This is a genomic window from Pigmentiphaga sp. NML080357 (assembly GCF_002188465.1).
Taxonomy (GTDB): domain Bacteria; phylum Pseudomonadota; class Gammaproteobacteria; order Burkholderiales; family Burkholderiaceae_B; genus Pigmentiphaga.
In genome coordinates this window covers 252,398-265,304 of sequence record NZ_NINW01000029.1, presented here as the reverse complement: position 1 = coordinate 265,304, position 12,907 = coordinate 252,398, and the positions used below count along the sequence as shown (strand labels likewise).

Annotated in this window: 11 protein-coding genes; 4 read left to right on the top strand and 7 right to left on the bottom strand. The window is 50.1% G+C overall.

The window, feature by feature from the left end; translation table 11 throughout:
* Window positions 1-40: 40 nt before the first annotated feature.
* Genes CDO44_RS12970 through CDO44_RS12960 form a run of 3 tightly spaced genes read left to right on the top strand, consistent with a single transcriptional unit; the run spans window position 41 to window position 2,564 of the window.
* Window positions 41-1,204 (top strand): N-acetyl sugar amidotransferase, encoded by a 1,164-nt coding sequence (locus CDO44_RS12970; RefSeq protein WP_369824636.1) that lies wholly within the window; start codon window positions 41-43, stop codon window positions 1,202-1,204.
* 2 nt (window positions 1,205-1,206) lie between these two features.
* A complete protein-coding gene (gene hisH / locus CDO44_RS12965; protein WP_087780615.1) occupies window positions 1,207-1,821 on the top strand; it encodes an imidazole glycerol phosphate synthase subunit HisH in 615 nt (204 codons plus the stop codon).
* Window positions 1,821-2,564 (top strand): AglZ/HisF2 family acetamidino modification protein, encoded by a 744-nt coding sequence (locus CDO44_RS12960; protein WP_233146163.1) that lies wholly within the window; start codon window positions 1,821-1,823, stop codon window positions 2,562-2,564. Before hisH ends, CDO44_RS12960 begins: the two co-directional genes overlap by 1 nt.
* 115 nt (window positions 2,565-2,679) lie before the next feature.
* Here CDO44_RS12960 and CDO44_RS12955 read toward each other — a convergent pair.
* The 7 genes from CDO44_RS12955 to CDO44_RS12935 all read right to left on the bottom strand — a co-directional run bounded on the left by CDO44_RS12955 (window position 2,680) and on the right by CDO44_RS12935 (window position 11,623).
* Window positions 2,680-3,767, bottom strand: a protein-coding gene (locus CDO44_RS12955) for an IS3 family transposase (protein ID WP_087780614.1) whose coding sequence is annotated in 2 segments (ribosomal slippage) — window positions 2,680-3,515 and window positions 3,515-3,767 — 1,089 coding nt in all. Because the reading frame shifts where the segments join, the coding sequence is not laid out codon by codon here.
* A 136-nt stretch (window positions 3,768-3,903) separates the two neighbouring features.
* Window positions 3,904-4,803, bottom strand: coding sequence for a hypothetical protein (locus tag CDO44_RS27435; protein ID WP_144389514.1), 900 nt, complete (start codon window positions 4,801-4,803; stop codon window positions 3,904-3,906).
* A gap of 19 nt (window positions 4,804-4,822) precedes the next feature.
* Window positions 4,823-5,956, bottom strand: coding sequence for an O-antigen ligase (locus CDO44_RS27430; RefSeq protein ID WP_144389513.1), 1,134 nt, complete (start codon window positions 5,954-5,956; stop codon window positions 4,823-4,825).
* A gap of 216 nt (window positions 5,957-6,172) precedes the next feature.
* Window positions 6,173-8,422, bottom strand: a complete 2,250-nt coding sequence (locus CDO44_RS12950; protein ID WP_087780613.1) for a polysaccharide biosynthesis tyrosine autokinase — start codon at window positions 8,420-8,422, stop codon at window positions 6,173-6,175.
* Between the two features lie 14 nt (window positions 8,423-8,436).
* Window positions 8,437-9,585, bottom strand: a complete 1,149-nt coding sequence (locus CDO44_RS12945; RefSeq protein ID WP_087780612.1) for a polysaccharide biosynthesis/export family protein — start codon at window positions 9,583-9,585, stop codon at window positions 8,437-8,439.
* Between the two features lie 50 nt (window positions 9,586-9,635).
* On the bottom strand, window positions 9,636-10,085 hold the full coding sequence (locus CDO44_RS12940; protein ID WP_255407798.1) for a low molecular weight protein-tyrosine-phosphatase: 450 nt from the start codon (window positions 10,083-10,085) through the stop codon (window positions 9,636-9,638).
* Window positions 10,086-10,171: 86 nt separating this feature from the next.
* A complete protein-coding gene (locus CDO44_RS12935; RefSeq protein ID WP_158213278.1) occupies window positions 10,172-11,623 on the bottom strand; it encodes a capsule assembly Wzi family protein in 1,452 nt (483 codons plus the stop codon).
* Window positions 11,624-12,053: 430 nt separating this feature from the next.
* Here CDO44_RS12935 and galU point away from each other — a divergent pair, with 430 nt between their 5' ends.
* On the top strand, window positions 12,054-12,896 hold the full coding sequence (gene galU / locus CDO44_RS12930) for a UTP--glucose-1-phosphate uridylyltransferase GalU (protein WP_087780609.1): 843 nt from the start codon (window positions 12,054-12,056) through the stop codon (window positions 12,894-12,896).
* Window positions 12,897-12,907 lie beyond the last annotated feature (11 nt).

Genomic DNA, 12,907 nt, shown 5'->3' with positions numbered 1-12,907 from the left:
TGTCCCAGTCGTAAAATCCAGGCTGCTTTGAACGTGATGAATGATCCATTTTGACTACATTAAGATGAACAAGAGACCGTATCAGATTTGCAAAAACTGTGTAATGGACACGAGTGACTCCCAAATTACATTCGATGCAGAGGGAGTGTGTGACCATTGCCACGGTTTTAAAAGCGACGTCCTACCGACTTGGGATACAGGTTCTAATGGAAGAGCAAAGCTCAACGCCATCATAGAAAAAATAAAGATCTCGTCGAAAGAGAAAGAGTTCGATTGCATTCTCGGACTATCCGGCGGTTTGGATAGCTCGTACATGCTACACCTCCTCGTGACGGAGTTTGGGCTTCGGCCGCTGGTATTTCACGTCGACGGAGGGTGGAATACCGATCTTGCTACCAATAATATTCAAATGCTTGTGGAAAAACTCGGGCTTGATCTATATACCGAGGTCATTAACTGGAACGAAATGCGAGACTTTCAACTCGCGTTCTTCAAATCCGGTGTCCCGCATCTGGATATTCCTCAAGATCACGCATTTATTGCGACTCTCTATCATTTTGCAAATAAACACGGCATTAAGTACATCATGAACGGTGGTAATTACGCCACTGAATGTGTGCGTAACCCCCTTGAGTGGTTGTATTATGGAACTGATTTGGCACAGATCAGAGATATTCACGGAAAATTCGGATCTATACCTCTAGATAAATATCCGCTGAGTTCGATCTTCTTTCATAAGATCTATCTGCGTTACATAAAAAATGTCAAAGTGATCCGCCCGCTTAATTGTCTTCCATACAGCAAGAAATTGGCAATTGATACCCTATCCCAGAAGTACGGGTGGAGGGCATATCCTCAAAAGCACTTCGAAAGCCGTTTTACTCGGTTTTTTGAAGCGTATTGGCTGCCAACTAGATTTGGCTTTGATACACGTCGAGTTCAGTATTCCTCGCTTATTCTGACCAATCAGATGAGTAGAGACGATGCATTGGAGCAATTAAAGAAGCCGGCCTATGATCCCCGTACTATTGACGAGGAATTTGAATATATAGCGACCAAGCTAGGTATTACTGTTGATGAGTTACGTACTTATCATCAGATGCCTCTGAAAAGCTACAAAGACTATCGTAACCAACAATGGATTTTTGATTTGGGCGCCAAGACATTAAAAGCTCTTGGAATTGAGCGATCCATCAAGCGCTAATCATGATAGCAATAATAGATTACGGATCTGGAAATGTGGCAGCGATTGCCACGATCTTAAAGCAGGCAAAGATTCCGCATCAAATTACCCGAAATCACAAGGAGTTGCAGACAGCCACTCGGTATATCTTGCCCGGCGTTGGGGCCTTTGACGCGACGATGAAGGAGCTTGAATCCTCAGGAACAGTCGAGGTTCTCAACGAAGAAGTTCTCGGGAAGGGAAAGAAAATCCTCGGTATATGCGTCGGCATGCAAATTTTGGCAGAGTCCAGCGAAGAGGGTAGTCGATCTGGACTGGGGTGGATTGGGGGGCGAGTTCGTCGTATCGATGAACGCTCTATAGAAAGGCCACCGCGTCTGCCTCATATGGGGTGGAATTCTATTGATGTTAAAGGTGATAGCTCTTTGTTCCATGGGGTAGATGCTAAAGTCGGCTTTTATTTTCTTCATAGCTATTACTTCGATGCATCAGATCCGTCGGTCGTCGCCGCTACCGTAACGCATGGGTCAAACATGACGTGTGCGGTAGCGAAGACGAACGTGTATGGCGTTCAATTCCACCCCGAGAAGAGCCACGATAACGGGGTACGCCTATTGTGCAACTTTGCGGAAATGTAATGATGCTGCGTCCTCGAATAATTCCAAGCTTGTTGATACGCAATGGGGGGTTAGTCAAGACACGAAAGTTCGGCGATGAAAAATATGTCGGCGACCCAATTAACGCCGTTAAAATTTTTAACGAAAAGCGGGTCGATGAACTAATGATTTGTGACATCGACGCCACTGTAAATAAACGGGCGCCCGATATGAAGCTACTACGGAATATAGCCGTAGAGAGCCGGATGCCTCTTTGTTATGGTGGTGGGGTCACCTCTGCAAGAGAGGCTGTCGAAATTATTTCGCTTGGCTTTGAAAAGGTATCCGTAAGTGCTGCTGCTATTCAGCGTCCGCAACTGATAAGAGAAATGGCCGATTCAATTGGCAGCCAGAGTGTTGTTGTGACGTTTGACGTGAAGAAGACGGGGTTCTTCGGTGATGTGGCAATCCATACGCATAACGGCACAAAAAAGCATACAAAAAAATTGATGGAAGCGTTAGTCGAGGCGGAGAGTTTGGGGGCTGGCGAAATCGTATTGAATTCGATAGAACGCGATGGAACGATGGGCGGATACGATATTGACCTTGCACGACGAGTCCGTGAGGCGGTAACAATTCCGCTCACCATGCTTGGCGGTGCTGGAAGTACGGATCACATGCGCCAGTTAATCGATGCAATCGGAGTGTGCGGCGCAGCTGCCGGAAGCATGTTTGTTTTTAAGGGCATTTATCGCGCAGTCCTTATTACGTACGCTCGTCCCTAAAACACTACCGGATCGGACGGATGCATCTTCAGCTCGATGCCGACCGACGATCGGCTTAATAAATATGGCAAAATGGTAATCCCCCCGTTTTAAGCGATTGTCAGAAGTAGACACGCTATGCGGCCATGGCCAGCCGCTGTTTTGGGGTGATGCCGCCCAATGCCATGTTTGGGCGTTCGTGATTGTAGGACCACATCCACTGGGTGGCAGCCTGTTGAACGTGCTCCAGGTCGTCCCAGTGATACTGGGAGAGCCACTCATAGCGGGCTGTCCTGTTGAACCGCTCGACGTAGGCGTTCTGCTGCGGCTTGCCAGGTTGAATGTATTCAAGCTTGATGCCCCACGTTTTTGCCCACTGCACGATGGCTGCGCTCAGGTACTCCGGACCGTTGTCGCAACGGATGGCAGACGGCTTGCCGCGCCAGCCGATGATCTGTTTGAGTGTGCGGATCACGCGCGCCGATGGCAATGAGAAGTCGACCTCGATACCCAGCGCCTCGCGGTTGAAGTCGTCGATCACGTTCAGCACCCGGATGCTGCGCCCGTCGGCGAGCTGGTCCTGCATGAAGTCCATCGACCATACCTGGTTGACGCCGGTGGGCACGCTCAAGGGCTCCGGTGCCTGCCGAACCAGCCGCTTGCGCGGCCTGATGCGCAGGTTCAGTTCGAGCTCGCGGTAGATCCGGTACACGCGCTTGTGGTTCCAGCCAAAGCCCCGGACGTTGCGCAGGTACAAAAAGCACAGGCCAAACCCCCAGGTGCGGTGATTGTCTGTCAGGCGCAGCAGCCAGTTGGCGATCTCCTCGTTCTCGGCGTGCGTCTTGGCAACATATCGATAGCAGGTCTGGCTGATACACATCACCTCGCACGCCAGGCGCACCGAGATCCCTTGCTCGCGCACCATCGTCTGGGCCATCTCGCGTCGGCAAGATGGCCTCACCACTTTTTTTCGAGGGCCTCCGCGCGCAGTTCCGCCTTGAGCTTCTCCTCGACGTACATCTTGCGCAGCCGGGCGTTCTCGGCCTCCAGCTCCTTCATGCGCGCCATCAGCGACACGTCCATGCCGCCGTACTTGGAGCGCCACTTGTAGAACGTGGCCGTGCTGATGCCCAGTTCCCGGCAAAGCTCGGGCACCGCCAGACCCGCCTCCACTCGCTTGAGCGCCTCGATGATCTGGCTGTCCGTGAACCTCGACTTCTTCATTCTGTAGAACTCCTCAATGAGAAAATTCTACTTCTGACTGCATCGCTTTTGCGGGGGGATTACCAAACTTTTGCAAAACTAAGTTCAGAAGAAACACCATTCAGGCTAAAGATGAAAATACCTATATCGTCAGCTTCTATTTGGCGTTATTTTGCTGGAGCTTTTGCAAGACTTCCTGCCCCATCACTTTGCTGTTCTCCACGCACTTCTCACGACGAGCCGACGAGCAAATGCGGGGTCTCGACCAGGCATACCACGAATTTTCCTTACCGAAGAACCCCGGATAAAACTCTAGTCCATCTACCTGTCCCGTCTTAAACAAATCCATTTGAAGATCTAGAGCTTCCCGAAAAAGTTCGAGCTCTTCGTTATCGGAGCAATTTCGTCTTTCCGATTGAGAGCATCTAAGGTAATCGACACGATCATAGTGATAAACACCGGCATAGATCTTCGCATTTGGAAAAAGCTTCCTTAACCTATTTAGGTAATTTGTATAGGTTTTATAATTAGCCCGGTGGTGGAGGTAAAATGCGATTCGATCAATTTTTCCTCGAACCTCATTTGGCAAAATTGCCGACTCTTTCTCCAGTCGGTTAATTTGATCCTCGTAAATCGTTAACCCAAATAGTAGTCCCGAGTTATTGCTTTTTGCTTTATTGACCAGCTCTGTCAAATAGGCTGCGCGATTCGATACAGGCACTTTAGTAATAAAAGCGAGAAAATCGTCAATTCCTACTTCCTTTAAAACGGGGAAGCGAGACGCAATCTCCGCATATTCGGCCGCATTGTCTAGATTTTTCTCCGCGGATCGATAATCAGTAAACGATATTGCTATTGCTTTGATAGACGGCTTAATTTCAAATTTCTTTATGCAGACTTCTGGGGCTTCCGCGCAAGTATATCTCAAGCCACCGACATATGGCGCAGCACTTTCCGAGACACTTAATCCCCATGAGGTTATTCGCGCATCTGAAGCCAAAGCGGGCATGACTACGATTAAATAAGATATTACCAAACCTTGAAAAAATCGTATCATCAGTACACCTTTCTTTAACTCAAGCAATCTTGTTAAGATGGGTTTTTCGTGGACCCCACATCTCGCTAAGTGCTGTTTGTCTTCTCGATAGGACGAAACCCAGCGCTGCAGTCAGATAAAGCTCCTTTGCGCTTGCCATATCGCCGCTAAACATTGAATTCACAAACGCATATATGAACAGCGCATAGAGAATTTGCGTCTCAATAGATATGAACTTTATTCTCACCAACCTTTTCCAGCAATAAACCAATCCAATTACCGCTACTCCACCTGCTAGCCAGCCAAGCTCAACCACAGTTTCCAGGATGAGATTATGTGGGTAATCAAAATACCCGAGAGTACTAAACCCACCAACCCCTATACCTGAGGGTTCGGCAAATATCGCTTCCAACGCAAGTTGATATAAGCCTAGGCGCCCACTGTCCTCCAAACTCCACACTCTATCAACCCATTCGGAGGCGAACAAGGCAGTCCCTAGCGCGGCAAGCCCCAAGGCTCCGCCAATTAATAATAGCCTTCCATTAAATAGATAGCCCCCACGTCTTCGCCCTAAAATTGATAAGACCAGGGCAATAAGAAGCGCTAAAAATGGTCCTCGCGACCCTGTAGCGAATACAACGAGCAGTGAAATACCGCCACATGCTGCGGTTAGCCAAAAAGGAACCTTCTTATTAATGTAAAGAAGTGTGAAATACACGACCACAAAACCCGCAGCGCGAGCTAACCATATTGGGTTTCCGTCGTCCCCGAGAATTAATCTCTCTTGACTTAGACTACCAAGCTGTGTAGCCGCAGCGGCCACCACGACAAGGCTAATAAATATATAGATTCGAAAGAAAAAACGGAGGTGTCGTTCTGAGCGAATAAGAATGATAGGAAGTAAGACACAAAATGCAAAAATTATTAGTACTTTATTTGCTTTAATAGAACTGTAGGCTGTAGAGATAGGTACTGCAGGAGCGGTATAAATGAAAAAGCCAAAAGCTGCTGTAGCCGCCAACGCCCAAAATATCTCATAAGAGGCGCGAACCAATAAAATTGGCATCATTGCAAACATGGCCGCCAAAATCGCTACCACCCACTGAGATTGAGTTGGTAACGCCAAGCCGGGAATAGCAAGCAAATTTCCGCTCATAAGGAAAAATGCAAGCATAGAAATTCCGGCGAAACGAATATAAATCATCTAAAGCTAGCAGCCAATATATCTACGAAAATCTTCTGGATATAAAGATCTTGAGACGTTTACAGCAATGGCATTAGGAGAATCTCAACACCAATTTTCTACTTTTGAGAACTTACAATCTATGCTTCAGACTTCAAATTCTCTTTGTTGGTAATTCCCAGCATCTGACACGAAATCACTATCGAATCAAGCTTTACCACCATACCCGTAGTAGTAACGATACGCATATCCGTATCCGACACGACGGCGTTTAATTCCGTTAAAGATAATACCTTTGACATGCCCACCAGCAGACTCTAGTTTGCGGATGGCATCCTTAATTTCCGCAACCGTACTTACTTCAGACCGAACGACTAAAAATACCGTTGCAGCGTGGCGAGCTACGGCAAGCGTATCGCCTACCGGAAGAATAGGGGCTGAATCCAATAAAATATGGTCGTACATCGGCTGAATTTGCTCAAGGAGTTGTGCAAACCTATCTGTCAACAACAACTCTCCCGGATTAGGCGGAGTTTGGCCGGACGGTAGGACGTCCAATCCATTCACTAACGCCGCGTCTTTTAATAGAACTTGATCAAGCGTATTTTGGCCAGCCAAAAAATTAGATAAACCGGGCCGCGACTCATAGCCAAAATACGTTCCCAATTGCGGGCGGCGCATATCAGTTTCGATTAACAGTACACGTTTACCTGCTGAGGCTAAAAGTGCGCTGAGGTTTGCAGAGACAAAGCTCTTCCCTAACGCAGATGTAGCCCCGGTAATCACGATATTCTTGTTGCTAGCGCCCAGTGTTGCAAATGAAAGACCAGTTCTTAACGAACGAAGACTTTCAATCGCCGGGTCGTCTGGTTGAAGAACGGCTAACAATTGGCTACGACCGGCAATAACTGCTTGACGACCGCGATCATCGCGCTTACTTGAGTCGAGTTTTTCCTGGGACAAACTTTCGGGGATACTTGCGAATGAGACAAGCCCTGTCGCCCGTTCCACTTCTGAAACCTCACGGACGGTAGGTCTCAGCATATGAACAACAAATGCGGCTATTCCACCGAGCAATAGGCCTAGCATCGCCGCCACGGCAACTACCAAGGCTTTCTTTGGCGCTACAGGCTTGGTGTCGCGCACAGCAAAGTCTATGATGCGTACATTTCCGACAGTTCCAGCTTTAGCCACCTTCAATTGCTGCGCATTATTCAGCAGAGCAACATAGAGCTCATTGCTGACCTCGGCATCCCTCTGTAACCTTAGAAGATCACGCTGTGCAGCCGGCAGACGGTTGACCTGATCGTCAATAGAGGAACTCTCCCGATTTATAGCCGAAAGTTGTGCCTCAATAGCCTTTAGCTCAGGATGCTCGGGTCGATACCGCTGACGCAACTCATCTCGCTTTAATTGAAGTTGCATCCGTTCTTTTTCTGCTTCCACTGCCTGCTGCAGTAGTGTATCTGTCGACTTTTCAACGTTAATCGTATTGGTTTTAGTGCGAAATGCATTAAGAGCATCTTCAGCACGAATTACACTCTGTTTGATTTCAGGTAATTGTTGCTCCAGGAACCGTAGGCTCTGGTCCGCTTCCGCGCTACGTCGCTCAACATTTTGGGTGAGATAGGCCCGTGCAAGGGCATTAACTAAATTTCGCGCAAAATCGACGTCTTCATTAGTGTAGCTAACTCTGATTACGCTGCTTTGCTTTCCAACCTCGCCTACAGTAAGGTCTTGAAGAATATCTCGATAAACATCAACTAAAGCTTTGCGAATGACTCGAAATTCAGTACCAGGGCGAGCCTCAATATTTTTTATTTGAACGCTAGCCGCCTTTCCCCCAATCTCAAAATCGAGTTTTTTATTCGCAGGCCCCGATCCTAACAAATTGCCATCTTCATCTTCAACTTCATATCCAGCTTCCGTGGCTCGGACCGTAAAAACCGTACCATAGCTAGTTTCGGGAATTGCGAACTCTTCCAATACTAATCTTTCACCGCCCCACGCATAGCTATCGAACCCTAGAACTGGCGCTGAAACTCCAGTACCTTCATGACGGCGAGCCCACCAAGCACCGATAAAGGGAAAGCGCTTTGGCTCTACCTTTATATCGGCACGAGTCGCAGCAATAGCTTTCGTAATTACTTCTCTCGACCTGAGAATTTCGACTTCACCACTAACCGGATTGGAGCTAGTCCCTAGCGCACTCGCAATATCCTCAAGGCCTCCCAGAAGCGCACTAGGTTTTTTGTCCTCTACTTGGATGAGAGCATCAGCTTGGTAAATTGGTGTGGCTAGAATCGCGTAAGCAATGCCAATTCCTAAGGCAATAACAAAAAACGCCAGAATAAGCCATATATGCTGCAAGCATGTATCGATCAAATCGGAGAGGTTAATTCGATCCGATTCAATCGAATCACTATCTCGCATTATCGGATTATTCATCACCGTCATAGTAGGACCATTTTTTAGTTCTGCACCGTAGCGCGAATTACCGTCGCCGACGGAATAATATTGTTCACCACGCGACCGAAGCGTGCTACTCCAGCGGGATCAACGTAAACTATGTCTCGAGATTGCAAATCGAAACGATCAGCTAACACGAGGGCATCGGGAGCAGCGGCGTTCAAGTGCCAAATTTGAGGCCTCCCGTTTGCGCCCGAACGTATCACATATAGCTGACCCGCATTAGCGCTGAGGGGATTAAAACCTCCCGAGTCGGAAACCGCTTCTGCGAGACTGAGGCGACCACGAGGCATTACCAGTGATTGAGGTTTAGTAACTTCGCCCAACACGAAAACCTTGTTATATCGATTTTCGGGAACGGTTAGAATATCGCCAGGCTGAAGGCGTAAATTTTGAGAGATATCGCCCTGATAGTACAACGCGTAGAGATCGACAGGAGTCGACTTTCCGTCCCTCATTAAAGTAGCGCTGCGGAGATCGGCTTCAGGTTTTAACCCACCTCCTTGGCCAATCAAATCGGTAATGGTGAGCGGAACGTCTGTAATGGGCACTACACCGGGTTTCTCCACTTGTCCCATTACAAAGGCGCGTTTACCCCGATAAGTTAAGACTGAAACATCAACTTGCGGCTCAACCAGAACGGCCGAGAGCTTCTTGGCAAGTTCGTCGCGAATTTCGCGCACAGTCCGACCAGCCGCCTTGACCTGACCTGCATAAGGGTAAAAGAAGTAGCCGTCGTTATTAATTACGCGCCCTTGCAAATCATTCAGCACTCCGGAGGGATTATTAAGCTCCGGATGATTCCATACTGTGACTCGAAGTATGTCTTGAGGTGCCACCGTGTATGTGTACGGTGTCGAAGAGTCTGCTGTTGCCCCCGCCCGCAAACTCAATAACTTCGCTTCGGCCAACTCGCGTTCACGTATTTGTTGAGCAATAACAGCGGGAGTAATTGCATAAATATCCGCCCTATCCTCGACAGCCTCTGTATCACTTGAGTCGTAGACGTAAGGTTGATCAGTTTCGTTAACTTTGGGGGTAACCCCCAGGTACTGCCCAGGAACTAGGGAGCACCCGGCCATCGCAGTTACACTAAACAAGCCAACCCAAACTCGCACGGCACAGATTGATAGTGGAAGAAGCGGCTTCATAAAGTCGGAAACTCCTGTCGTTTTTTTTCCAATTGAGCACTACCTCAGCCTTAAGCAGCTGCTCTCAACATGCCGGCTTCGTGCAACCTCTTTACCCACTCTTGAGCACCCTTCTCGCACTGCTGCCATGCCCGCTCAAAGGCAGGAAGTGGTTCATTAATCGGATCGGCAATATCCTCTCCTTGCCATTGTCCCAATAGAAAGGTTTTGCCGCTAGCCGTAGGAAAACGCTCCTGAACTTCTCGTCGGTGACTACCATCCATTACAAAAACAACCGCTGCTAGTGCCATCTCAGCACTGCTGACTGCCACCGCGCGTTTTTCGGGATGTAAGGGGACCCCGTGCGCCTGCGCAACTGCAACGGCATGCGGATGTGGCGGACGCCCGACCGGAGCTGCGAGGCCACGCGAAATAACGGTAGCGTCTAAACCGAGGTGTGCCACGTAATGAACTAGCAGTGCTTCTGCCATCGGACTGCGGCAGACATTGCCGGTGCACATTACAAGCAGAACCGGCGAATGTGACTTTAACAACATGATGAATCTGAATTAAAATTAATAAACTTGCAGTGGTATCGGCAATTAAATTATCTAGCGCCGCCCAGAGGCACATTCATAGAAAGCATGATGCTAAAGCTATTGTCCATATCGCCAGATGTACGCCTTAACAAGGCCAAGCCAGCTCGGAATGTCGCCGGCCGAAGTCGCCAACTGTAGGCCAATTCTGCAGCATACCATTTAGCCTGTTTCGGAAAAGCTAAATTAATGTCCTGATTTGCGCCATTAACTTGCGCTTGCATAATACGAAAACTGTATCGCGAAAAATAACGAAAATCATCAGGCGTCACAGCGATTCCGGCGCTTAGCAGTCGACCAGATCCTCCAATAGGATGGCCGATAGGCAAGCCGTCGTGATACAGCCCGTTCCGATAAGTTCCGTGGTTATACGCTGTTCCCGTTAACCCGTCACTTAGTCCAAATATTCTTTTTGCAGTGGTATCGGCTGCTTCCGCATGCCATTGCAATCGCGTAGAACCAACCGTATTTTTAAATTGTATGCCGAACTGGGCTAAGTAATGCGACGGGAGCCCTCCAGCTTCATCCTCGCCCGCTAGCTGCCCATACAACGTAAGTGGGTTCCCAGCTAAACCTATGGTATATCGAATATCAAAACCAGATAACTCATTGCTAGGGTCATTTCCAGGGTTATTGGAATTTCCCTTCAGCGCATTCCAAAGCGAACTCCAACCATTATCTCGCCCCCTTCCTCCCCACTCGATGAACCGGGAAGCACCAAGCTCCAACCCTTGCAAGGGTCGTGCAAACACCCGCATATTAATTACTCGCGCACTAGGTACGGCCGTGTCATGCTGCAACTGCCCCAAAAATACTTCATACCCCCAGGGGCCGACCCATGAAAGCCATTTGCTTTCAGGTTGGGTTTGCTTGGCGCGCTGCAGACCGATGCCAGGGATAGCTGTGCCCGCATTGCCCCAATTCAGACTGCCGTCGACTCCCGGCCCCCAGTAATGGGCAAGCTGGCCAACATATAAGGCCTGTCCAAGAAACCGCGCCGAAACATAACTACCTTCCAAGTTAGCCTTCGACTGTTTGCTTGTGATCGGATCCAACAACCCATTGACTTGTAGCTTTCCCGCCACAACGTCATTTCCACCCTGAATATAAGCCCCCCCCGTAGCCGCCGCACGACTCTGGCTGGCAAAGCCCAACTGAGGTATCGAATCGGTGTTGACCTGAGCAATCAAGCCATACCGCGCGTTCTTCTGATCATCCAGATACCGCCTGACTGCAAGAATGGCATGCACGTCCGCCCGCGTAAGGCCGGTCTTCTTGCGGGCTTCTAGAGCCGTCTCGAGCACCGAAACAGGAATGGGCCAGGTAGAAGTAGAGACAAAACCGATGATGCCCCGATCCACGAGCCATTGGACGTCGTCGCGGAGCTCCTGGTTGCCCGCCTCGATCATGGCGGCGTTCTGTGCATGGGCGGCCCCGGACGCCAGGGCGCCGAAGACCAGCATGCTGGCGACGAGAGCTCGGACTAGAGGCTTGCCAGCCGGCGCATCCAAAGGAAGTAGGCCACTCTTGTACACAATAGGCATGAGGATGGAAGGTTTGGACCACGGCGTAAGGTCTAGTCTAGGGGTAGTTACCTAGTTCCGCGGACGGTAGAAAGGCGAGCAAACATACCACGAAACGTCAAGCGCCCCTATCGCCCTTAACTTCTATAACAAATTTGCGATCTTCCCGCGGTGGCGGGTTTCATGAAGTGTGGTGACGTTTTCCCCAGTTGGAGATGATAGCCCTGGTTACGAGTTTTTTTGCAACGGTAACAGTAGCTTTTTCCTTTGTCCTTTTCCTTTTCTATTCCCTTCAATCGGGGGCGGGACGCGATCCGTCGAGTAAGATCGTAGCAACGTTGCGTTTTTACCTTCTTCTCGAGAATCCATTATGAAACCCGTCCGCACTGCCGTCTTCCCCGTCGCCGGCCTTGGCACCCGCTTCCTCCCCGCCACCAAGGCCATGCCCAAGGAAATGTTGCCTGTAATCGACAAACCCCTCATCCAGTACGCCGTGGAGGAAGCGGCGGCGGCCGGCATCACCACGATGGTGTTCATTACGGGCCGGAACAAGCGGGCGATCGAGGATCACTTTGACACCATCCCCGAGCTGGAGGCCGAGCTGGTCGCCAAGCACAAGGTCGAGCTGCTGCGGACGGTGAAGAACATCATCCCGCCGTCGGTGAACTGCATCTATATTAGGCAGCCGGCGCCGCTGGGCCTGGGTCACGCGGTGCTGTGCGCCGAGCCGGTGGTGGGTAACGAGCCGTTTGCGGTGCTGCTGGCGGACGACCTGATCGATGCGGACGTGCCGGTTACCAAGCAGTTGGTGGACGCGGCCATGGCGAACGACGGTAGCGTGCTGGGCGTCCAGGACGTGAACCGGGAGGATACGTCCAAGTACGGGATCGTCGACACGCATGACGAAACGGGCCGGACGGCGCAGGTGTTCAATATGGTGGAAAAGCCGGCTCCGGAGGATGCGCCTTCGACGCTGGCCGTGGTGGGCCGTTATGTGCTGGAGGGCGAGATCTTCGATCACCTGCGCAACCTGGGCAAGGGCGCGGGCGGCGAAATCCAGCTGACCGATGGGATCGCGGCCTTGATGCAGGCCAAGCGCAAGGTGTTTGCGCATCGCTACGACGGCAAGCGGTACGACTGCGGCAGCAAGACGGGGCTGTTCGAGGCCACGCTGGCGCTGGGCCAGAAGTATCACGGGTTCAAGGTGAACTGAGGCCCGGGCTT